Genomic DNA, 21852 nt, shown 5'->3' with positions numbered 1-21852 from the left:
CCGACTGTACGGCTTTGCTTAACAGCGACAGCGGAAATGTGCGATGGACGTGCCTCCCCGGGACTGCCTAGCGTCGGTCCATGGCTGATTCGTTCTGGTCCGACGCCGATCGTCACCTGGTCCGCTACATCGGCGCGGGCAGCTTCGTACGCGAGATCATCGACCGCGCCGAAGGCAGTTTCGTGTTCACCGCCGACGGCCGCCGCCTGCTCGACTTCACGTCGGGGCAGATGAGCGCCATCCTCGGTCACTCCCACCCGGCTGTCGTAGCCACGATCCAGCAACAGGCGGCCACCCTCGACCACCTGTTCAGCGGCATGCTGAGCCGGCCCGTGGTCGAGCTGGCCCGCCGCCTCGCCGGCTCCCTGCCCGCACCGCTCGACAAGGTCCTGCTGCTCACCACCGGCGCGGAGTCCAACGAGGCGGCGATCCGGATGGCGAAGCTGGTCACCGGCCGGCACGAGATCATCTCGTTCGCCCGGTCGTGGCACGGGATGACGCAGGCGGCGGCGAGCGCCACCTACAGCTCGGGGCGAAAGGGGTACGGGCCTGCGGCGCCCGGCAACTTCGCGATCCCCACGCCGAACGCGTACCGGCCCGACTTCACCCTTCCCGGCGGCGAGCTCGACTGGCGGCGTCAGCTGGAGTTCTCGTTCGAGCTGTTCGACGCCCAGTCGGTGGGCAGTCTGGCGGCGTGCATCGTCGAGCCGATTCTCAGCTCCGGCGGCGTGATCGACCTGCCGCCGGGATACCTCGCGGCGCTGCGCGACAAGGTGCACGAGCGCGGCGGGCTGTTGATCCTCGACGAGGCGCAGACCGGTCTGTGCCGCACCGGCGAGTGGTACGCGTTCCAGCGTGACGGCGTCGTGCCGGACATCCTGACCCTGTCCAAGACGCTCGGCGCCGGTCTGCCACTGGCTGCGGTGGTGACCAGCCCGGAGATCGAGCTGACGGCGCACGAGCGCGGTTTCCTCTTCTTCACCACGCACGTCTCGGACCCGCTGGTGGCCGCGGTCGGCAACACGGTCCTGGACGTGCTGGAGGCCGACCGGCTCGACGAACAGGCGGCGCACCTGGGCGCGTACCTCCGAAAGGGCCTGCGGGAGATCGGCCGGCGACACCCGGTGGTCGGCGACGTGCGCGGCCGCGGGCTGCTGGTCGGGCTCGAACTGGTCAGCGACCGGGAGTCGAAACGACCGGCCGACGCGCTGGGCGCCGCCGTGACCGGGCGGTGCCTGGAGCTGGGCCTGCACATGAATGTGGTGCAGCTGCCCGGCATGGGCGGCGTCTTCCGCATCGCGCCGGCGCTCACCTCCACCCACGCCGAGCTGGACCTGGGCCTGGAGATCCTCGACCAAGCGCTCGCCGACGTGGTGCCGCAGTTCACGCTGTAGCGGCGGGTCCGGATCAGGTCCTCAAGCCAGGAGAGGCATGACGAGCGGTGCGGCGGTGGCGCCGACCAACACCCGCGCGCACCGCGGTGTGGTGGTCATCGGCGGGGTTCCCAGCGGAAGAGTCGGGTGGCGAGGTTGACGGCGATGGCGACCCAGGCGAGCGTGGGTGCGAGCAGGAGCAGGGAGTCGGTCACGGCGACGCCGCCGTTCCAGGCGTTCACGGTCAATTGGGTGGCCGCGCCGCCGGGCAGCAGCCGTTTGAGCCAGGCGAGGTCCTCGGTGCCGGTGATGCCCACCCAGGTGGCCACGGCGATCACGCCGAGCGTCACGGGCAGGGTGGTGACCTGGGCGTGCTCGGGTGAGTTCGTCAGCCCGGCGGTGGCCAGGGCCAGGCCGATCATCATGGCCAGGGTCGCGAGGGTCGCCACCACGAGCAGGGCGACGTTGGCCGGCTTGCCGGCGACGACGGCCAGGGCGGTCAGGATCGCCGTCACCTGCACCACGGCGAGGACGACGACAGGCAGCAGCAGGCCGGCGATGATGCCGGTGTCGCTTGCGGCGGTGGAGCGCAGCCGCTTGAGGAAGAGGTTCTGCCGCCGGGAGGCCAGGGTGGTGACGGCGGTGGCGTACAGCCCGAACGCGGCCACGGTGAACATCACGACCGCCGCGATGTAGCCGAGGCTGCCGATGGCGGCGAAGGTCTCGTGCTGGGCGACGAAGTACACGCAGACCGCGACCGGCATGATGAGGCTGGTGATCAGCACCAGCCGGTTGCGGAAGATCTGGATCAGCTCGCTGGACGCGATGGACAACACGGTCATGTTCCTCTCGAAAGGACGATCAGTTGCCGGTGGCGACTGAGGTGCCGATGGCGCGGAAGACGTCGTCGAGGCGGGTGGGCCCGGCCTGAAGGTCCTGCAGCTCCACGGCGTGGTCCTGCGCCCACCGGAGCAGGACGTGCAGGTCCTCCTGCAGGGCGAAGGTCTCGACCGTGACCTTCCCGTCGGCGTCGACGGCGGCCTGCAACGGCAGCGTCGGCGCCGCTGCCGGGAGGGAGAAGCGGATGACCGACGGCAGGGTGCGGGTCAGCTCGGAGACGGTGCCCTCACGGTGGAAGGTGCCCTGGTGCATCAGCCCGATCCGGTCGGCGCGCTGTTGCGCCTCCTCCAGGTAGTGCGTGGTGAGCACGATCGTGGCGCCGTTCTGGCGGAGCCGGTCTACGGTCGCCCAGACGGCGTCGCGGGACTGGATGTCCAGGCCGGTGGTCGGTTCGTCGAGGAAGAGCAGTTCCGGGGTGCCGTAGGCGGCGGTGGCGAAGTCCAGCCGCCGCTTCTCCCCGCCGGACAGCTGCGACACCCGCCGACCGGCCCGGCCGGTGAGGTCGACGACGTCGAGCACCCGGTCGACTTCGTCGGTACGCCCGCTGAGCCGGCCGATCAGACCGACGGACTCCCGCACCGTGAGGTCCGGGGAGAATCCACTCTCCTGCAGCATGACGCCCACCCGGGGACGCACGGCGCGCCGGTCGCCCGGGTCGTGCCCGAAGACGCGCACGCTGCCCGAGGTCGGCCTCCGGTGCCCCTCGACCACCTCCAGGGTCGAGGTCTTACCCGCCCCGTTCGTGCCGAGAAGGGCGTACAGCTCTCCGGGTCGTACCTCGAAGGAGAGGTCTTTCACGGCGTGGAAGTCACCGTAGGTGAGGTTCAGCCGTTCGACCTCGATGACTGGTGTCGTGGACATGCACCAATGACAGCGCGGGCGCAGCCGAGGTGTCAGTGGCGCTGTGTCACGACCGCATGTGACGTGGTGTCACTGGTCGCGGCCGACCGTTATTTGTCCACAACCTCTCCTATCGGGTCGGCGTTGGACAGCAGCGCGTCCTGAGCCTCTTGCCAGGCGAGGTCGCCCGGGATCAGCTGCGTGCGCAGGTACCCGCCGGTGAGGCGGGCCACCGCTTCGACGCGTGCCGGGTTTTCGTCGGAGGTCTCGGCGGCGTCGAACCCCGAAATGCCCCCGAGCATGTGCTCTGCGCCGTGGACGGTGAGGAGGGTTTTAGGTGCCGGTGCGAGCCGGTACGGGTCGGTGTGCCATGGCGAGCCGAGCACGGTGAGGTGCGGGGAAGGGTCGTTGTCGCCTGCCACCACGAGGGCGGGGGCGGTCATGGTGGAGAAGTCGGTGGTCAGGAGGAAGGGATAGTGCCGGGCGGCCATAGCGCTGAGCGCCTCACCTCCGCGGCCTGGGGCGGCGAGCAGGGCGCCGGTGATGATGCGCATGTCGCGAACGTCCACCGTTTCACCGGTGCTCGGGTCGTTGAACCGAGCACCGAGCAGCAGGCTGGCTGTGTGCCCGCCCATGAAGTGCCCGACGACGGCCACCTTGCCGTGGTCGACCCGGCCGGCAATCTGCGGGACAGCGGCTTCCAGGACGGCGAGGGCGTCCAGGATGCGTGTCATGTCCAGCGCGCGTTCACGCCAGAACAACGGCGTTTCCGGATGGTCCTTGAGGCCCGGGTGTCCTTTCAGGGTGGCCGAGCTCAGGTGTGTGGGTTGCACGACGACGAAACCCTGGGCGGCGAAGTGCTGAACGAGCGGGACATAACCGTTGAGCGAGGACAGGTTGTTCGACGGTCCCTGCCCGTGCGACAGCAGCAGTAGCGGCAAGTCGTCACCGGTGGTGGGTGCCGTCACACGCACCTGCAGGTCGACGGGTCGCCCCGGCGCGGGCAGGACAACGGGACTGACGGAAAGCACGACCCCCGGGACAGCCGACGAGCCGGTAATCGAGATGGGCGTCATGTAGAGCTACTTCCTGTTCTTGCCGGGCTGTAGGTCAGACCGTGCGCGGTGAGCCCGAGCCGGTGCCGACGCTCGGTCGTTGCAGCGCGTGTCCGGCACTGGCTTGGTGGACGGCTCCGCGGCTCAGGCAGCCGGTCGGCGTCGCCCGGCCGCGTCGAGCAGGGCAAGCTGAGTGTCGTTCTTCTCCGCGAGAGCGAGGTCGGCCCCGGGGGCGACGATGGCGTCGACCGCGTCCAGGACGTCGGCCGACAGGATCGTGTCCGCCGCGGCGAGCTGGGAGCCGAGGTGCTCCAGCATGGGAGGACCGATCACGGCGGCGGTGACGGCGGGATGGGTGGTCACCGGCGCAGGCTGTTGTCCAGCTCGGTGACCGGCCAGCGACGCGAGCTGCCCCGGGCGTTGGGGGCCGCCCATCGGCAGGGCGGTCTTCGTGGCCAGCATGATGTCCTCGCGGCGGCCCGCGATGGCCTTGCCGACCGTCTTCTCGGACTGGCCGCCGCCGTAGGCGTCGGCGGTGTCGATGAGGTTGATTCCGGCGGTGAGGGCGGCGTCGACAATCGCGGTCACCTCCTCCTGGGTAATGCGGCCCATCCGGCCGAAGTCCGTGGCGCCGAGCGCGAGCGAGCTGACTCGGATACCGGTGTGACCCAAGCTTCGATATCGCATGGCCTTCTCCTTGGCAGGGATGGCCAGGCCGCAAGATCCGGGACGACAGCCAGTGGTGTGGCGCGGGCAGCGTCCCGAGCCTGGCACAATTAAGTGGAGCGCGGTTCCAGTTAACTATACGGAACGTTGCTCCGCTTGGCCGGGCGAGTGGATGCGACGGGCAGCACGAACCACCGTGGTGGTCACCTGGTGCGCCACCCGGCGCACCGGACCGCTGATCTCTGCCGTCCTGCGGGTGCCGGGCCGCTCGCCGGGTAGCGATGCGCGCCGGTTCTCCGGATCACGGAGACCGTCGATGGCGCCCGGTCGCGTCCGGCGAGGACGGATCCGGCCCGGCGGTCACAGCCAGTCGTGTTGGCGGGCGTATCGGGCCGCTTCGTGGCGGGTCCGGGTCTGGGTCTTGCGCATGGCGTTGGAGAGGTAGTTGCGGACGGTGCCCGGCGCGAGGTGCAGGCGGGCGGCGATGTCGGCGACCGAGTAGCCCTCGCCCGTGACCCGTAGGACGTCGGCTTCACGCTCGGTGAGGGGGGAGTCGTCGGTGACGGCGAGCGTGGACACGTCCGGGTCGATCCAGCGTTTGCCCGCGTGCAGGGTGGCGATGACGGAGGTGATGTGGGCCGGTTCGGCGGACTTGCTGACGAAGCCCTGGACGCCGAGTCTCAGGGCCTTGCGCAGCACGCCGGGGCGGGCATGCCGGGTCAGCATGAGGACCACCTGCTCAGGTCGCGTACGGCGGATCTCCGCGACCGCGCCGAGGCCGTCCACGCCGGGCATCTCCAGGTCGATGACCAGCACGTCGGGCCGGTGCCGCAGGGTTGCCTCGATGGCGGTCTCGCCGTCCTGCGCCTCGGCGAGGACGGTGATGTCTCCTTCCAGGGGCAGCAGTGCGGCGAGGGCCGAACGGAGCAGCACCTCGTCGTCGGCGAGCACGATGGTGGGCATCGGTCGTCCTCCTTCAGGGCCGGCTGGGCCGCGGCACGGCACGGGCGGGCGGGAGCACCGCGGCCGTCCGGAACTGCCCCCCGTGCTGTTCCACGGTCAGCTCACCTCCGTCGTCTGCCACCCGCTGCCGCAGCGCGGACAGCCCCCTGAGCTGCGGCGGCGTGTCAGCGGTCGCGCCGTCGTTGATGATCGTGATGCCCGACTCGGCGAGCGTGATCTGCACCTGGGTGGCCTGGGCGTGGCGCAGGATGTTGGTGGTCGTCTCCCGCAGCACCTGGCCGAGCAGTTCGCTGGCGCCGGCGTCGACCTCGGCCTCCCGGGTCACCCGGACCCGGATGCCGGCGGCCTCGAACAGGTTCTTCGCGTTCTCGATCTCCGCGGTGAGGTTCAGCCGCCGCTGGGCGTAGGCGAGTTCCTTGGTCTGCGCGATGGTGTCGCTGACCAGCGCGTACGTCTCGCGCAGTTCCTTCTCCGCCCCTGCGGTGTCGCGGAGCAGCAGCCGCTGGGCCAGGGCGATCTTCAGCTTGACCACGTGCAGGGTGTGGCCCTGGATGTCGTGCAGGTCGCTGGCGAACCGGACGCGCTCCCGGACCACGGCCAGTTCCGCCTCGCGCTCCCGGGTCTGTTCGAGTTCCCGGATGAGGTCGTAGAACCGCTCGCCCACGATGGTCAGGACCGTCACGAAGACGGTGAGGGCGGTCGGGATGAGGACGTAGGTGACCAGGACGTGACCGATGTCGTCTCGCTGCACCAGCAGCCGCGCCGCGCCGACGGCGGCGACGTAGGAGAACAGCCCGGCCACCGCCAGCCGCCGATGTCGCCGGACCTCACGGAGGGCGAGCGACCCGACGGCGCAGACCCCCCAGTAGGCGTTCGGGCTGCCGGTCACCAGCACCCCCAGCGGCCACACCACTCCCGCGACGAGCACGCAGGGCAGCGCGAACCGGGCAAGGTCGTTGGCCGTCCACCGTTCGAAGGCCACCACGGCCGCCACGGCTCCCGGGGCCAGAACGACGAGGTGCCACCAGGTACGCGCGTCGGTGTAGAGCAGGACCACGGCGGCGATCACGACCGGCGGCAGGGACGTCGTCAGGTTGAGCCGGCGCAGCCTTCTCTGCGTCGACTCGGTGAAGCGCGGCGATCGTGCGGTCACCTTGTCAGTATCCGGCGGCCACCGGTCACGAACAGTGACACCGCGTCACTTGTGGCCGTGACGTGGTCGCACTGACCGACGGCCGCGATCGCTGCTGTCATGGGTGCAGGTCCACCACACCCGTCATCGACGTCGACCGGCCGGCCTCCGGCACGGTGCGCGTACCACGAGGCGGTCGTCTGCCACGAGCGGGCACTGCGGCTGTTCCGGGAGATCGGGGACCGGGGTGGCGAGGCGGAGACGCTTGTCGGCCTCGGTGACGCCCGGGTACGCCTGCGGCCAGGTCGAGACGGCCCGGGAAAGCTGGTCGAAGGCGTTGGTGCTGCTGAGGGAGAACGTTTCCCGTCTCCGCTGACCCGTTATCCAGGCACCGCATGGTGCGTCGTCGGCGGCACCTGGGTACCAGGGGAGCACGAAAGTGTCTACCGAGGTACCACATCGTCGGCGCTGGGCGCATTTAGCGTGGTCGGCATGATCCAGGTACGCGGATTACTCAAGTGCTACAGCGCGATCTACCGAGCAACGTGGGTGGAACCGTAGGGGCGCTGCCCCAGGGGACGGCGCCCCGGTGCCGTGGATCGGTCTCGAATTCTTGGCGAGCAGCTTCCTGGTGATCCTCGCCGCCGCAGCGAATCGGCTGGCTCCAGCAGGAAAGGACATACCTTGAACTCAGTCAACCCCATCGCACCGCAGGTCGGCCTCGACCACGGATCGAGCCCTCGCTCACTCGATGACACGCGTCCCTTCGGCACACACATCCGGATGGCGTGGTGGAAGTCGCTGATCGTCATCGCCGCGATGCCACTGACACTGGTCCCGCTTCAGCTCGGGCTCTACCTGCTGGCCGGTCTCGTCGAGGGCGGCGATCCTCTGGAGTCGACGCTCACCCCACTCAAGCTGCTGGCGGCTAATCTCAGCACCGGCCTGACGGCGTTGCTTGCCGTGGTGCTTGTTTCGCGGTTGCCGAAGGTGCCGTGGCGCAGCGTCTTCAGCTCACCGCGGCGCTTCGATCGGCGGCGCCTTGCGATCTATCTCGCCGCCTCAGCCGTGCTCGTCGGGGTCGGCTTCGCTACCGTGGCGGCCGTCGCCCCCGATGCCACGGGGTGGGTGGGCTTCGGCATCAGCGGCACCACCGTGGCGATGCTCGCCGTCGTGGTCCTCTCCACCCCGATCCAGGCGGCCGGCGAGGAAATCATGTTCCGAGGCGCGGTCCTTCCGGCCGCGGGGTCGTGGTTCCGCGCTGTCCGGCCGGCGTTCGTCACTGGAATCGTGGTCTCAGGTCTCCTGTTCGCGGCCGTGCATGGAGCAAATGATCCCTGGCTCAACGGCTACTACGTGTTCTTCTCGGCTTGTACGGCGCTCATGGGACTGATCACTCGAGGCCTGGAGGCCGCGATCGCGCTCCACGTTGCGAACAACGTAGTCACGACGACTGTCAACGTGCTCATGGCCGGGGGCGGCGCTATTGTCGTCGACCGCAGCGAAGGCGCGGGCGGCGGTCCCGCGCTGATCGTTCTGGCCGTCGTGTATCTGGCCGTGCTCGCGTTCGTCTGGTTTCGTGAGCGAGCGCGCCGCACGAATTCGGAGCGTTGACCTCCTGTCAGCGCCCAGACGGCTGCGGACGGGTAGGTCGATGTCCGAGTGGCCATGACGCCGGTCCACCACGCATGCGCGACACCGCGAGGTCGATCGTGACGCCGCCACGGGGCGCGGTCCACCCGCGTCGCCGGCACACCGGCCTCCGCCGCCACCGTCGCCAGGGACACGGCGATCCCGGCGACGACGGTCACGGCTACGCTTCGATGTCGTCTTATGTCCCTGCCCCTCGACCGACCGCTGGCGGTTGTCCACCGGCGCACGGCGCCACGCCGTCATGCCACCAGCCGCCGCAGCCGCCCGTCGGTGGCGCCGTGTCGCGTCGGACGCGTGACGTGGCGTCACTGTTCGCCACCTCGGCCGGCGCGGATAGTGGGTGGTGACCTCGAGAACGCTCCGGACCGTCCCTCGCCCATGACGTCGATGGGACCGGGCCCCTCCTTGTCGCGATCCACGGCATCACCGAGGACCGTCATTTCTGGGATCGCGTCCCGATGGCCAGGCACTTCCGCACCGTCCGCGTCGATCTGCGCGGCCACGGAGACTCCCCTCGCGTGGGGTCGTACGATCCGCTGACGCTGGCCGCCGATGTGCACGAGGTCGTCCGCGGCGGACCGGTGTCAGCGAGCGGCTGCTGCGCTATTACGAGGAGCAGCACCTGCTGAAGCCCCAGCGGCGCCCGAGCGGCTACCGCGAGTACAGCGAAGCGGACGTCGGCACGGTGCGCCGCATCCGCAGCCTGCTCGCCGCGGGCCTGAGCACCACGACCATCGCCACCGTCCTGCCGTGCGTGCGGGAGGAGGGTGAGCGGCTCGTGCCCACCTGCTCGGTCATGCTGGCCGATCTTTCGCAGGAGCGCCGGCGGATCATTCAGGCCATCAACGACCTGCAGGCCTCGCGGGACGCGCTCGACACCGTCATCGCCGCCGCACCTGTTGAGATCCGGTCGGCGGCCAGCCCCGCCTCCTGATCCGTCTCGCGAGCAACGCGGCGGCACCCGGGTCGGACGTCATGGGGCGCTGGCCCAGGTCAGTCCCGACGAGGCTCCGGCCTGCCGGTGAGTTGTGACAGTAGGTGCTCAGGCACGTGGTTGGACCAGGCCGTTGTCGTACGCGAAGATGACTGCCTGGATGCGGTCTCGCGCTCCGATCTTGGCCAGGACGCGTCCGACATGCTTCTTCACGGTGGATTCGGTGAGGGTGAAGCGTTCGGCGATCTCGGTGTTGGTGGCGCCCTGGCCTATCGCTTCGAGGACCTCTCGCTCTCGCTCGCTGAGCGTGGTCAGGCGAGGGTCCGCACGTGTGGTCGGCGCCGACTCCTGCAGGTAGGCGTCCATCAGCTTGCGGGTCAGGCTGGGGGCCACCACCGAGTCTCCGCTCGCGACGGCGCGGATGCCGGCGATCAGCTCCTCGGGGCGGGCGTCCTTGAGCAGGAAGCCGCTCGCTCCGGCTCGCAGTCCGGCATACACGTATTCGTCCAGGTCGAAGGTGGTCAGGATCAGCACCCGGGTGCGTGAACCGGCCGCGGTGATGCGGCGGGTGGCCTCGATGCCGTCCATGCCGGGCATGCGTACGTCCATCAGCACCACGTCGGGGCGGGTCTGCTCCACCATCCGCACCGCCTCGGCGCCGGCGGAGGCCTCGCCCACCACGCTCATGCCGGGGGTGCCGTCGAGCAGCATCCGGAAGCCCATTCGTTGCAACTGCTGGTCGTCGACGATCAGCACGGTGGTGGTCATGAGGGCTCCTTGAGGACTACGTCGACGAGCCAGCCTGTCCCGGCCGGGCCGGCGGTCACCACCCCGCCGTACATGGCGGCGCGTTCCCGCATGCCGAGCAGGCCGTGGCTCGGGGCGGCGGGTCTGCCACGGCCGTTGTCACGTACTCGTACCCGTACCTCTCCATCGGAGGCAGCGAGAGTGACGTCCGCGGACGCGCCGCGCCCCGCGTGTTTGAGGGTGTTGGTGAGAGCTTCCTGAACGATGCGGTAGACCGCGAGCTGCACGCCTCGGCCGAGGGTGTGCAGCTCGCCCGAGGTGGAGTAGGTGACCGGCAGCCCGGCCGCCCGCACGCTCGGCAACAGCCGGTCGAGATCGTCGATGCCGGGCTGCGGGCTCAGCTGCGGATCGGCGTCTCCCTCGCGCAGCACACCCAGCACCCGGCGCAGCTCGGACAGCGCCTGCCGGCCGGTGTCACCGATCAACCGGAGCGGTTCGGCGGTCTGCTCAGCCCGCGAGGTCGCGAGCGCGGCGCCGCCGTCGGCCAGGCCCACGATCACCGAGACGTGATGGCCGACGATGTCGTGCATCTCGCGGGCCACCCGGGCCCGCTCCTCGGCGACGGCGAGGCGGGCCCGCTGATCCCGCTCGACCTCCAGGCGCGCGGCGCGGTCCTCGAGAGCGATGAGGTACGCCCGGCGGGTGCGCGCCGCGACGCCGGACGCGACCGCGGCCCCCGCTGTGCCGATCGCCAGGAGCAGCGTGGTGACGCGGTTCTCCGTCACCGGGCCGACCAGGTAGATCTCGGCGACCAGCAGCGCGAGGGCGATCCCGGAGGCCCAGGCCAGCGCCCGCCACGAACCGCGGGAGGCCACCCCGAACAGCATCACGAGCAGGATCACCCCGGCGCCGACGCCGACGTCCAGCAATCCCTCGATCAACTCGATGGTCACGGTGACCAGGAACGCCGCGAACGGGTACCGCCGCCGCCAGTAGAGCGGTGGCAGCAGGGCCAGGGTTGCGATCGTCGCCGACAGGGGATCTTGGATGAGGTTGGGGATGCTGAAGAGCACGATCGGAATGGCCACCAGGGTGTCCATGACCCACGGGCGGTGCCGGTCGAGGGCCCGCAGTCGCGCCTGCCGGTCCACCAGCCGTCCCTGCGTGCTCATCAGCCGATTCTCCCCTTGCGCGCCTACGCGTCGGTCGTCTTGAGCCGGTATGCCGCCGCGGCGAGCGCCACGACCACATACCCGGCGAAGACCGCGAGACCGGTCCACGGCGCCAGGGTGCCCTCCGCCTGGGTCAGCGCCATCGCGGCGCTGCCGGCGTTGCTGGTCAGGTAGGGGGTGATGGCCTCGGAGATCGAGTCCGGCAGCAGCGCGGCCAGGCCGGGCACGATCAGCAGCAGACCGGCCAGGATCGCGATGGCGCCGGCGCTGGAGCGGACGAGCATGCCGAGCGCGACGCCGAGCACCGCGACCAGGCCCAGATAGAGGCCGGCGCCGAGCAGGGCCGGCAGCACTCCGTCGTCGCCGAGGCCCAGGCTGCCGACCTTGTCGTTGAGCACGGCCGATCCCAGCGCGAAAGCGGCGAAGGCACCGGCGGTCATCGTGACGAAGGCGGCCGACCCCGCCACGAGGCTCTTCGACCACAGCACCGGCAACCGGCGCGGCACTGCGGCGAGGGTCGCCCGGATCATGCCGGTGGTGTATTCGCCCGCCCCTAGCAGCGCGCCGAGCACGCCGACGGAGAGGGCGGCCAGGAAGCTGCCGGACAGGGCCAGATCGACCGAGGTCATGCCGTCGCCCGAGAAGGAAGCCGAGGCGATCATGCCCAAGGCGACCAGAAGGAAGACGGAGACGGCGGTCGTGATCCAGGTGGAGCGCAGTGAGGAGAACTTGGTCCATTCGGCGGCGACCACGCCGCCGGGGGTGATCTTCATCGGGAGGCCTCGTATTCGACAGCGTCGCGGGTCAGGTCCATGAACGCCTCTTCGAGCGAGGCGCTCTGCGGGGTGAGTTCGAACAGCGGGATGCCGCGGGTGGACGCGGCCAGCCCGATCTTGCGGGCGGTGGTGCCGGCGACGAACAGCTCCTCGGCGCCGGTCGAGGTGACCGTGACGCCCGGGCCGGCGATCACCGTTCGCAGCGCGTCGGGGTCGGCGGTGACGACCCGGACGCCTTCGGCGGTCACGAAGTCGGCCACGGTGGTGTCGGCGAGCAGCTTGCCCCGACCGACGATGACCAGGTGGTCCGCGATCAGCGAGACCTCGCTCATCAGGTGCGAGGACAGCATCACGGTGCGGCCCTCGGCGGCCAGGTCGGTGAGCAGGTTGCGCACCCAGAGGACACCCTCCGGGTCGAGGCCGTTGACCGGCTCGTCGAGCATCACCACGGCCGGGTCGCCGAGCAACGCGGCGGCGATGCCGAGCCGCTGGCCCATGCCGAGGGAGAAGGTGCCGACCCGCTTGTGGGCGACGCCCGAGAGGCCGACCAGGCCGAGCACCTCGTCGACGCGCGAGCGCGAGATGCCGTGCGTGCGAGCCAAGGACAGGAGGTGGCTGACCGCCGTCCGCCCGGGGTGCACGGCCTTGGCCTCGAGCAGGGCGCCGATCTCGCGCAGTGGGGCTTTCGACGACGCGTACGGCTTGCCGTTGACCAGCACGTCGCCGGAGGTCGGCGCATCGAGGCCGACGATCATCCGCATGGTCGTCGACTTGCCGGCGCCGTTGGGGCCGAGGAAGCCGGTGACCTGTCCGGGCTTCGCGGTGAACGACAGGTGGTCGACCACCGTCTTCGCGCCGAACCGCTTGGTTACTTCGCGTACCTGAATCATGCTCGCAACGCTAGATTCGTGCTGTGCCCGGATCGTGGTACCGCAGTCGGCACTTTCCCGCCGCCCGTGGTACCCAAGTACTATCGGCGACCCTTCAGCCGGGCGGCCCGTAGGGCGGTCCGCTCGTTTCGCGGACGGCGGGAAGCCGCACACCATCCCCGCCAACCCCCAACTGGGCCGCAGCCTGATCGAGTCAAGCAGGCCCGGGCACCTGCCTCACTCCGTTCGCATCCTGCGCCGCACCTGCGCCACCGGCATGCTGCGCGCCGGCGCGGACGCCGTGGGGGTGAACGGTCGAAACCACGCGATGGGGCGGTAGTTGGCCAGCATCATGGTCAGCGCCTGAAGGGTCGGTTGTGGTGATCGACCGGCCCGTCCCGTTCCGGGCAGCCACAGCTGCACAGCGTGATGTTCGAGCACGGGCGCCGGGTGCTGCGGCTGATTTGCGGAGAACGCCCGCTCGTACTCGCCGTAGAGCTGCTTGAGTACCGCTGATGCGCCAGGTTCGACTGCGGTCGCGAGCGCTGGTCTTGGGCGCCGACCGCATTCGCCAGCCGGCTGCGGCGTCATCCCGGTGAGCAGGAGCGAGAACCGCGGTCAGCGTGCGGTGAGCAGCGCGATCACGCGGTCGACGTACCGGCGCCGTGCCGCGCTGCTGCGCTGCACCAGCTGCGGCGTCGCCCGCGCCAGCTGGGCGTGGCCGAGGTAGGCGGTGAACGCCAGCAGGCCCCTGTCGTGCGCCTCGGCGGGGGAGAACCCGAGTCCGCCGAAGAGCTCAGCGGTGTACGAAATCCGCCGTTCGGTGACCCGCGCGAGCACGGGCGCCACCAGCGGATGGTCCGCAGTCGACAGCACCGCTACCTCGAGGAGGTCATGCTCGGTCGCCTCGATAACCGCGACGAGAAGAAACCGCAGCCGCTGCAACGGATCGGGCTCGGCGTCCACCATCCGTATGACCGCCTCCGTGTGGTCGGTCTCCCACCGCTTCAGCGCGGCGGCGATAAGCGCGTCGCGGTTGGCGAAGTGCCAGTAGAAGCTGCCCTTGGTCGCGCCGAGTTGCGCCGCGATCGGCTCCACGGCCACGGCGGCGAGTCCGCCGCGCGCCATCGCTTCGAGCGCTGCGGCGGCCCAGTCGTCGGCGGTGAGACGGCTCACGGGGTGTCGGGGCACCTCCATACGGTACCGTACGGTCATCGACCATACGGCACCGTACGGAGGCGGCCATGGCCACGACATGCGGCATTGGCACCATCGTCAACGTCCACGAGCGCGAACTGCCGACGGCCGCCGACGCCGTCGGCCGGCTGCTGGACCGGATCGGCTCCGTCGACGACCCGCTGTGGCCGGCGCCCACCTGGCTGCCGATGCGGTTCGACCGGCCGCTCGGCGTCGGGGCCGACGGCGGTCACGGCGCAGTCCACTACCGCGTGATCCGGTACGAGCCGGGGCGCGTCGTCGAGTTCGCGTTTCACCCGGCGAGCGGCCTCGACGGCAGCCATGTGCTGGAGGTGGAGCCACGCGGGACGGACCGCTGCGTCCTGCGGCACCGCCTCGTCGGCCGGCCGACCGGCGCGATGCGCCTGCTGTGGCCCCTCGTGGTCCGCGCCTGCCACGACGCCGTCCTCGAGCACCTGCTGGACAATGCCGAGCGCGCCGTGACCGGGACCGTACGCGAGCCGGTCCGGTACACCCGCCGAGCCCGCCTCGCCGCGACGGCCGAGAGCGTCCGGGTACGGGCCGTGCCGGTTCCCGCCGGCGCGGGACTGCTGGGCGCGTGGCCGGCGCGCCGCGATCTCGCCGACGCGTTCGCCGTGCGCGTCCCGCCGGGCACGTCGAGCGACCCGCAGGACTGGGCTGATGGCATCTTTCACGACCCGCCGGCGGCGGTCGCCGCGCTGCTGCGTGTGCGCAACGCCCTGGTGCCCCTCATCGGCGTCGATCGCGCCGACGCCACCGCCTTCGCCACCGTCGCCCGCACCGATCGGGAGGTCCTCCTCGGCGTCGACGCGTCGCACCTCGGCTTCCGGGCCAGCGTCCTGGTCGAGCCGGACGAGAACGGCAGCACCGTGACGGTGTCGACGGTCGCCGCCGTGCGGACGCGCGCCGGTCGGGCGTACCTCGCGGTGGTGCGTCTGGTTCACCCGGCCGTGATCCGGGCGATGGTGCGCCGCGCAGCGCGTAGAGCCACCGCGCCGACCGCCCCCGGCCTCGTGGGTACGTGACCGGAACATCGGGTGTCGTGGCCGGCGTGACAGGACGAGGTTCCCGTACCCGGACCGGTGACTCCGACCGGAGCCAGCGGCAGCGGGCGTTGGGCGGTTGCGCTCGGTTGTTCGATTGGCGCCAGGGCGAACGCCACGGCGTGTACGGGCAACGCGGTGCGGGCGACGCGACGGTGTAGGCGTCCGGCCGCCCACGCGCAGTGGCGGCCGGACGGCCGCGGGTTCGGCTGCTGACCGGTGCGGCGAGAGCGGCGCGGAACGCCTCTCGTCCGAGCCAAGAATCCCGTGCATCGACGCGGCGTAGGTGTCGGCGGTGGTGACGATGCTGCAGCCGGATCAGTAAGTAGCGGATGAGTGGTGGTGGGTCGACCACGACGCCGCCCGACATTCGTACGGGACGACCTGCCGCGCTGCCGAGCTTGACCTTGACGCAGCGTCAAGCCTGCATGCTGGCGTCATGTCCATAGATCCTCGACGGCCAACCGGGCGGGTTCCCGAACCGGTGATCCAGGTCCAGGGCCTGGAGAAGTCATACAAACAGCTGCATGTGCTGCGCGGCGTGGACTTCGACGTGGCGCGGGGCAGCATCTTCGCCCTGCTCGGCTCCAACGGGGCGGGTAAGACCACCGTCGTGCGGATCCTGTCCACGCTGCTCAAGTCGGACGCGGGAACAGCCACGGTCAACGGCTTCGACGTCGCCACCCAGTCGGCGAAGGTTCGGGAGTCGATCAGCCTCACGGGGCAGTTCGCGGCCGTTGACGAGATTCTGAGCGGGCGGGAGAACCTGGTGTTGGTCGCCCGGTTACGGCACCTGACGAATCCGGGCCAGATCGCGGACGAGTTGCTGGCCCGGTTCGCACTGACCGAGGCGGCCACGCGGAAGGTGTCGACGTACTCGGGCGGCATGCGCCGCCGCCTCGACATCGCGATGAGTCTCCTCGGGAGCCCTCCGGTGATCTTCCTCGACGAGCCGACCACCGGACTCGACCCGCAGGCGCGCCTGGAGGTGTGGCAGGCCGTCCGACAACTCGCCCAACAGGGCACGACAGTGCTGCTCACCACGCAGTACCTCGACGAGGCCGAACAACTCGCCGACCGGATCGCGATCCTGCACCAGGGGCGCATCATCGCCAACGGAACCCTCGGCGAACTCAAGCAGCTGCTCCCGCCCGCCACGGTGGAGTACGTGGAGAAGCAGCCGACCCTCGAGGACATTTTCCTCGCGATCATCGGCGACGACGGCACCGCAGGCGCCTGCAGCCCGACGGCACAAGCGGTCAAGGACCCTCGATGAACAGACATTTCTTCGGCGACACCGCCGTCCTGCTGGGGCGGTCCTTGCGGCACATCAGCCGCAGCCCGGACACCATCATCACCACCGCGATCATGCCGATCGCCTTCATGCTGCTGTTCGTCTACGTGTTCGGCGGCGCGATCCAGACCGGCTCGGACAGCTACGTGAACTACCTGCTGCCCGGCATCCTGCTCATCACCGTCGCCTCGGGCATCTCCTACACCGCGTACCGGCTCTTCCTGGACATGAAGAGCGGGATCTTCGAGCGGTTCCAATCCATGCCGGTCGCACGCTCGTCCGTGCTGTGGGCGCACGTGCTGACCTCGCTGGTCGCCAACTTCATCTCCCTGGTGGTGGTGGTGCTGGTCGCCCTGGCCATGGGCTTTCGCTCCGGCGCCGGCGCGCTGGCCTGGCTCGCGGTCGCCGGCATCGTGATGCTGTTCACGCTGGCCCTGACCTGGCTCGCCGTGATCCCGGGCCTCACCGCCAACTCGGTGGACGGCGCGAGCGCGTTCTCCTACCCGCTGGTCTTCCTGCCGTTCATCAGTTCGGCCTTCGTCCCCACGCAGAGCATGCCCGGCCCGGTGCGCGCTTTCGCCGAGAACCAGCCGGTGACCGCCATCGTCAACACGATCCGCGACCTGTTCGCCGAGCAGCAGGTCGGTGGCGACATATGGGTCGCCCTCGCCTGGTGCGCCGGCCTCCTCGTCGTCACGTACGGCGTAGCCATGACCATCTACCGCCGCAGAACCAGTTGACGACGGGTCTGCGTCGTGCAGGCTGAAGCCATGCTGACCATCGGACAGCTGGCCTCCTACGCTGGGGTGACCATCCGGGCGGTGCGCCACTACCACCAGATCGGGCTGCTGCGGGAGCCGGAGCGTGACGCCTCCGGCTACCGCAGCTACAACGCGGGGGCCGTCGTGCGACTCATCCGGATCCGGACCCTTGCCGAGGCGGGGGTCCCGCTGGCCCGCGTCAGCGAACTCCTCGACGCCGACCCGGCGACGTTCGCCGACGCGACCACGGAGATCGACCGTCGGTTGCGTACGCAGATCCGCGAGCTGCAGGAGCACCGGCGACGTATCGCGCGGCTCGTCGGCGGCGACTCACTGGCTCTTCCCACGGAGGTGGTCGACTACCTCGACCGCCTTCGTGCCATCGGAGCGCCGGCGGCTCTCGTCGAGGCCGAGCGCGACGCGTGGATCCTCATGGCAGCGCGGTGGCCGGAGGCGATCCCGGAACTCATGGCCGACAAGGTGAGCCAGCTGGCCAACCCGAAGGTCATCCGGCTCTACCAGCTCCTTGCTCGGATCGCGGACGACTGGAAGGACGACGAGCTGCTACGCGAGACCGCCGACCTGATGAGCGAGCTGTTCGAACAGGCCGCCGCCAACGGGGAGCTCGAGCTGCAGGACGAGTTCACGCCCGACGCGGCGTTCGTGCACCTGATGGACTCGTTCGCCAACGCCGCCCACCCGGCCGTCGCGCGGCTACGGGAGCTGGTCGCCGAGCGCGGCTGGACCGGATGGACCCGGATCGAAAAGCGCAAGCCCTGAGATGTCAGACGTCCCGTGCCGGCTTGCCGAGACGCGCTGAAAGGCCCTGCGGATGACGGCGGGATGGGCACAGGCCTTGACGGCTTCAGGTCGCACTGGATGCCCTCCGGCTCACGCCGGGGAGAACGCCCAGGCCAACCGGCCCTCCTCGGTGACCTGGGGGAGATGACCGTCGACCGGCCTGCCCTGGGCCAGCGCGTCGCACAGACTGCCGATCAGGTCAGCGAGTGACGGCTGCCCGCGATGCCGCATCGGACCGTTCTGCAGGTCGGCCACGAACACGCTACCAAGTTCTGGACCTGGCCGGTGATCGACGACGAGGTGGTTTCCCGCTCCGTCGGCGGTGATCGGTACCCACTCTGGGCTCCATGAACGAGAGTCGCCGGAATGGCCAGCCACGTTGGCACGGCTGCGCCATTCGTCCAGCGCGCCGTCCACTCCGAGAAGGTAGTGGCCGGGCTGCAGGGGCAGCCCGGCCACAAGAGCACCAGCGCTGCCGTCGTGCCACCGCCACAGACGCTTCAGATCAGGCAGGATTCGTACACCGATCTGGTGGGCAGCCGAGTCGATGGCGTCAAGAGTGGCAGGCGGGCGCAGCGACGCCCAGGTCGCCGGTGAGCGCTGGCGAAGCCACTGTTCCAGTTTGGCCAGGTCAGTGGTCAGTGACATGCGTGACGCCCCATTCACGGCGGTGGGGACGGCCTCGCAGGCCGGCCCCACCGCATCAATCCCGGACCCTGCGGTTACGGCGTGTTGATGATGTGCACGAAGAAGGGGTCCTCGTCGAGTCTGTGGTCCAAGACATAGTAGTCCCCGAGGATGCTTCCGGCGCTACGATTGTGACTGCGGTTCAACGCCTTGACCGCCCACGTCTTGGCGGTGCCGACAGTGTCGTAGTTGGCACTTTGGTAGGTCGAGGCGAACGGATATTCGTCGCAGTCCCGAGCTTCACCATTCGGTCCGGTGGTGTAGTCAGGTCCGAACAGCCGGACACACTCGGCCTGCACCTTGGTCCGGCTCTGCGTGCCGTAGTAGTTGCGGGTGAGTGGGACACGCTGGTCTGAGTCCGTCGCGCGGTAGTTGCCGGGGACGTAAAGGCCCGCTGAACCTGGCTTCACGCTCTCCAGGTCGGTCATGGCGTCCCAGATGAACTCGACGGACTCCTTGTAGTTGGGGTAGTTGTAGTCCATGACGAAACGCGACCAGGTGCCGAGGAAGATGCAGCCCGCTCCGGTGACGTAACTGGCGTTGTCACATCTGCTGACGACCCAGTAGGTGGGCGTCGAGGTTCCGGTGCTGATCGCCGTGATCTTAGGGGTGAACTGGAAGTACGCCCGCTTGTCCTGAGGCTTCTCGTCACCCGGCCATGGCGTCGGGGTATCCGTGCTGGTGAAGACATTGTGCAGTCCGTTCGCCCTCCACTCAGCCAGCGTCCTGGTGTTTCGTGAGGAGGTGACGTTGCACTGGTCGGTCGTGGTGTACCTCGCGCATTCAACGTCGATCTTGAATTGCTGCGTCGGCTCCTCGCGTCCCCACACCTTGCGCCAGTTGTCCAGGTGAATGTCCCAGTCGACGTGTCGGGCCGTCGCCCAGCCCTTGCCGAGGATCACCGCCCGTGCCTCGGTCTGGCCGACAGGCTCACAGGAGGGTGGCGTGGTGGCGGTGCATTCGTAGAAGTTGAAATAGACGAAGTAGACCTGGCAGGCCGAGTAATTGTTGTGGTGCTGCCACTCGCCTTCGAAGTCGCGGGGCGTGTACTCCTCGATGCACTCGTCCTTCGTCGGCCAGTCCTCATCCGGATCGACGGCAGCGAGCTGGGACGCGTTGTCCTCGGTCAGGAACACGTCGTGGACCTGGTTCGAGGCCCGTTGCTCGGCGAGGGCCTGCTTCAACGGAACGTACGGCTTAGCTCGGCGTTCGACGTAGGCTCGGGCGCTCTCCTGCGCCCCGCGTTGTTCCGTCGGGAGGGTTCGCGTCGCCGCGCCGCCGGCCGGCACGAGGGACACGGTGGAGGTGATCGTGGTCGCGCGCGGCGGTCGGTGGGCGTACGCCGGCGTTGCGCTCACCACGCTGAGCAGTATCGCGGCGGCGAACAGCAGAAATCGTCTTCTCTTGCGCATGTCTCGTCCTCGGGTGGTTGGGGCGATCGGTTCGCGGCCTGCGCTGGCTCAGTGCTCTATGGGCGGTGAGTCGACGCCCACCGTGAACTTGTCGCCGTCGAGGACCCGGTTGCTGCTGACGAACGATGCGAAGGCGGCGTTTCCGGCTGCCCGCTGATCCGCCGGGACGTGGCCGACCGCGGTGCGCGACGTGCCGACGATGGCCGCGCCCTGGTAGGTGCCGGCGAACGGGTACACGTCGCACGAGTCCATCGGTCCGCTGGGGACGAAGTTCGCGCAGCTCGTGGCGCGATTGCTGGCCTCGCGTACCGGGTCGTGCATCCGGGTGAGGGGCGTCGCTCCGGGCAGCCCCCAGTGGTCGGGAAGCTGCGTCTGCGCCTGCTTGACGAACGCGGCGTGCTTGCCGTACCGCCAGTCTTTCTCACTCAACTCGTGCCTGGGACTGACCTTGTAGTAGCTGCACCCGCCGTTCGGGGTGCCCGCGATGAGGGGCGAGCTGTCGCAGCGCGCGTAGCCCATGATGGGCGTCCAGTCGTAGATCTTCCGCGTCGGCGTCACGACGCTGGTGAAATACAGATCGGTGTCCTGCTCGGGATAGACCGTCGCCGTTCCGGGGGAGGACACGGCCCACTTCCCCTTGTACCACTGGCCGATCTTGGTGGTGAGCTTAGGGGTGCTCGGAACGGTCACCGTGCATGCGGCGTTGCACCAAGGGGTGGCGGTGAACGTACTGTTGAGCGCGTCGTCAAAGGCGTCGCTGACATACATGGCCAGGTGGTGGTCCCAGGTTCGGGAATCGGGTTTGACGGTTGCCCATTCGAAGTAGGTCACCGTGGCGATCCCGGTGATACTTCCGTTCGCGACCCGATAGAAGACGACGTAGCTCGTGTGCACGTAGCAGTCGTCCATCCGCAGGTTGGTAGCCTCCTGCTCGACGTTGCACCACGACGGGATCTGCGGCGGAGTGGAGACGGCGGCCATCCCGTAGGGCTCCGCCTGAGCGCTCACCGTCTGACGGCTCGATGTTCTTTGGCCTTCACGAACGGCCGCCACCACAGCTGCGGGTACAGGACCGCGGCGAGGGCATCCAACGGGAGTCGTCGAGGAAACGGCTGATTGGCATTGGTGCTTTCGGTCGCTTGCCGGGCTTGCCGTGGCGCCGACGACCCTCGAGCCATTTGCGATTTGCTTCGTCCCTGGCAGGGCCGCGTGGGCCGCTGTGGGACTACTGACGAATATAATCGCTACCGCGATGGGCGCGACGACCCACCATTTTCTGTGACGCACGATGAAGCTCCCCGTGTCAGATGGTGCAGGCCGAAAACTGACCCCCGTGCCCTCCCGTCCTCAGCCGTCGAATATCAATCGGCCTGAATGGATCAACTATCGACAGGAAGGATGCTGGTCGTCAACCCCGACGTTGCGCAGCGTCACCTGGCGCACCAATGCCGCGACGAGTCAGTCAAGTAACGCCTGCTTATCCATCGACGTCATTTTGTCAAGGCGGTGCCATGTGATATTCGACACTGATCTATATCACGGTCCGTGTGTGTCTG

The 21852-nt window shown here is 69.2% G+C and carries 22 protein-coding genes and 1 pseudogene; 8 read left to right on the top strand and 15 right to left on the bottom strand.

All coding sequences use genetic code 11. The annotated features are described in order from the left end of the window. The first annotated feature begins 80 nt into the window (after window positions 1-80). A complete protein-coding gene (locus ACSNN7_RS07220; RefSeq protein ID WP_436679867.1) occupies window positions 81-1394 on the top strand; it encodes an aspartate aminotransferase family protein in 1314 nt (437 codons plus the stop codon). A 95-nt stretch (window positions 1395-1489) separates the two neighbouring features. On the opposite strand, the gene ACSNN7_RS07215 is transcribed toward ACSNN7_RS07220, so the two are convergent. From ACSNN7_RS07215 to ACSNN7_RS07190, 6 genes are all read right to left on the bottom strand, one after another. Further along, the gene (locus ACSNN7_RS07215; protein WP_436679866.1) at window positions 1490-2209 is read right to left on the bottom strand and encodes an ABC transporter permease; all 720 of its coding nucleotides are present in this window, start codon (window positions 2207-2209) and stop codon (window positions 1490-1492) included. Window positions 2210-2234: 25 nt separating this feature from the next. After that, entirely contained in the window at window positions 2235-3134 is a 900-nt protein-coding gene (locus ACSNN7_RS07210; protein ID WP_436679865.1) for an ABC transporter ATP-binding protein, read from the bottom strand. Window positions 3135-3223: 89 nt separating this feature from the next. Beyond that, window positions 3224-4189 carry an alpha/beta hydrolase family protein gene (locus ACSNN7_RS07205; protein WP_436679864.1) on the bottom strand — a complete coding sequence of 322 codons (966 nt, stop codon included), beginning with the start codon at window positions 4187-4189 and terminating at the stop codon, window positions 3224-3226. A gap of 123 nt (window positions 4190-4312) precedes the next feature. Beyond that, a complete protein-coding gene (locus ACSNN7_RS07200) occupies window positions 4313-4855 on the bottom strand; it encodes an aldo/keto reductase (RefSeq protein ID WP_436679863.1) in 543 nt (180 codons plus the stop codon). Window positions 4856-5194: 339 nt separating this feature from the next. Then, window positions 5195-5797 carry a response regulator gene (locus ACSNN7_RS07195; RefSeq protein ID WP_436679862.1) on the bottom strand — a complete coding sequence of 201 codons (603 nt, stop codon included), beginning with the start codon at window positions 5795-5797 and terminating at the stop codon, window positions 5195-5197. A gap of 13 nt (window positions 5798-5810) precedes the next feature. After that, window positions 5811-6950 carry a sensor histidine kinase gene (locus tag ACSNN7_RS07190; protein ID WP_436679861.1) on the bottom strand — a complete coding sequence of 380 codons (1140 nt, stop codon included), beginning with the start codon at window positions 6948-6950 and terminating at the stop codon, window positions 5811-5813. 663 nt (window positions 6951-7613) lie between these two features. On the opposite strand from ACSNN7_RS07190, the gene ACSNN7_RS07185 reads away from it, so the two are divergent. Then, the gene (locus tag ACSNN7_RS07185; protein WP_436679860.1) at window positions 7614-8543 is read left to right on the top strand and encodes a CPBP family intramembrane glutamic endopeptidase; all 930 of its coding nucleotides are present in this window, start codon (window positions 7614-7616) and stop codon (window positions 8541-8543) included. A 344-nt stretch (window positions 8544-8887) separates the two neighbouring features. Here the strand turns inward: ACSNN7_RS07185 and ACSNN7_RS07180 are convergent, their stop codons facing one another. Further along, the gene (locus ACSNN7_RS07180; RefSeq protein WP_436679878.1) at window positions 8888-9085 is read right to left on the bottom strand and encodes a hypothetical protein; all 198 of its coding nucleotides are present in this window, start codon (window positions 9083-9085) and stop codon (window positions 8888-8890) included. Here ACSNN7_RS07180 and ACSNN7_RS07175 point away from each other — a divergent pair. Both ACSNN7_RS07175 and ACSNN7_RS07170 read left to right on the top strand, forming a co-directional pair. Continuing rightward, window positions 9041-9211 (top strand): alpha/beta fold hydrolase, encoded by a 171-nt coding sequence (locus ACSNN7_RS07175; protein WP_436679859.1) that lies wholly within the window; start codon window positions 9041-9043, stop codon window positions 9209-9211. The two genes, ACSNN7_RS07180 and ACSNN7_RS07175, sit on opposite strands and share 45 nt — an antisense overlap. Further along, window positions 9166-9516 (top strand): annotated as a pseudogene (locus ACSNN7_RS07170) (MerR family transcriptional regulator); the annotation flags it as partial. The gene ACSNN7_RS07175 and the pseudogene ACSNN7_RS07170, both read left to right, overlap by 46 nt. A 108-nt stretch (window positions 9517-9624) precedes the next feature. Here ACSNN7_RS07170 and ACSNN7_RS07165 read toward each other — a convergent pair. From ACSNN7_RS07165 to ACSNN7_RS07145, 5 genes are all read right to left on the bottom strand, one after another. Beyond that, window positions 9625-10284: a response regulator gene (locus ACSNN7_RS07165; RefSeq protein ID WP_436679858.1), complete on the bottom strand. Its 660-nt coding sequence runs from the start codon at window positions 10282-10284 to the stop codon at window positions 9625-9627. Further along, window positions 10281-11435 (bottom strand): sensor histidine kinase, encoded by a 1155-nt coding sequence (locus tag ACSNN7_RS07160; RefSeq protein ID WP_436679857.1) that lies wholly within the window; start codon window positions 11433-11435, stop codon window positions 10281-10283. Before ACSNN7_RS07160 ends, ACSNN7_RS07165 begins: the two co-directional genes overlap by 4 nt. Window positions 11436-11458: 23 nt before the next feature. After that, the gene (locus tag ACSNN7_RS07155; protein WP_436679856.1) at window positions 11459-12208 is read right to left on the bottom strand and encodes an ABC transporter permease; all 750 of its coding nucleotides are present in this window, start codon (window positions 12206-12208) and stop codon (window positions 11459-11461) included. Then, window positions 12205-13101 carry an ABC transporter ATP-binding protein gene (locus ACSNN7_RS07150; protein WP_436679855.1) on the bottom strand — a complete coding sequence of 299 codons (897 nt, stop codon included), beginning with the start codon at window positions 13099-13101 and terminating at the stop codon, window positions 12205-12207. Before ACSNN7_RS07150 ends, ACSNN7_RS07155 begins: the two co-directional genes overlap by 4 nt. A 597-nt stretch (window positions 13102-13698) precedes the next feature. Beyond that, window positions 13699-14256 (bottom strand): TetR/AcrR family transcriptional regulator, encoded by a 558-nt coding sequence (locus tag ACSNN7_RS07145; RefSeq protein ID WP_436679854.1) that lies wholly within the window; start codon window positions 14254-14256, stop codon window positions 13699-13701. 68 nt (window positions 14257-14324) lie between these two features. Here ACSNN7_RS07145 and ACSNN7_RS07140 point away from each other — a divergent pair, with 68 nt between their 5' ends. The 4 genes from ACSNN7_RS07140 to ACSNN7_RS07125 all read left to right on the top strand — a co-directional run bounded on the left by ACSNN7_RS07140 (window position 14325) and on the right by ACSNN7_RS07125 (window position 18176). Then, window positions 14325-15323 carry a DUF2867 domain-containing protein gene (locus tag ACSNN7_RS07140; protein WP_436679853.1) on the top strand — a complete coding sequence of 333 codons (999 nt, stop codon included), beginning with the start codon at window positions 14325-14327 and terminating at the stop codon, window positions 15321-15323. 457 nt (window positions 15324-15780) lie between these two features. Then, window positions 15781-16617 (top strand): ABC transporter ATP-binding protein, encoded by an 837-nt coding sequence (locus tag ACSNN7_RS07135; protein WP_436679852.1) that lies wholly within the window; start codon window positions 15781-15783, stop codon window positions 16615-16617. Then, window positions 16614-17375, top strand: coding sequence for an ABC transporter permease (locus ACSNN7_RS07130; RefSeq protein ID WP_436679851.1), 762 nt, complete (start codon window positions 16614-16616; stop codon window positions 17373-17375). Before ACSNN7_RS07135 ends, ACSNN7_RS07130 begins: the two co-directional genes overlap by 4 nt. A gap of 30 nt (window positions 17376-17405) precedes the next feature. Continuing rightward, on the top strand, window positions 17406-18176 hold the full coding sequence (locus ACSNN7_RS07125; protein ID WP_436679850.1) for a MerR family transcriptional regulator: 771 nt from the start codon (window positions 17406-17408) through the stop codon (window positions 18174-18176). Between the two features lie 111 nt (window positions 18177-18287). Here the strand turns inward: ACSNN7_RS07125 and ACSNN7_RS07120 are convergent, their stop codons facing one another. The 3 genes from ACSNN7_RS07120 to ACSNN7_RS07110 form a co-directional block, all read right to left on the bottom strand. Next, the gene (locus tag ACSNN7_RS07120) at window positions 18288-18845 is read right to left on the bottom strand and encodes an SMI1/KNR4 family protein (protein WP_436679849.1); all 558 of its coding nucleotides are present in this window, start codon (window positions 18843-18845) and stop codon (window positions 18288-18290) included. 74 nt (window positions 18846-18919) lie between these two features. After that, the gene (locus ACSNN7_RS07115; RefSeq protein ID WP_436679848.1) at window positions 18920-20296 is read right to left on the bottom strand and encodes a NucA/NucB deoxyribonuclease domain-containing protein; all 1377 of its coding nucleotides are present in this window, start codon (window positions 20294-20296) and stop codon (window positions 18920-18922) included. Between the two features lie 48 nt (window positions 20297-20344). Further along, window positions 20345-21277, bottom strand: a complete 933-nt coding sequence (locus ACSNN7_RS07110; protein ID WP_436679847.1) for a NucA/NucB deoxyribonuclease domain-containing protein — start codon at window positions 21275-21277, stop codon at window positions 20345-20347. Window positions 21278-21852 lie beyond the last annotated feature (575 nt).

Source organism: Micromonospora sp. URMC 105 (assembly GCF_051386295.1).
Lineage (GTDB): Bacteria > Actinomycetota > Actinomycetes > Mycobacteriales > Micromonosporaceae > Micromonospora.
The sequence above is the reverse complement of the archived record's forward strand: the minus strand, read 5'-3'. Positions and strand labels throughout refer to the sequence as shown.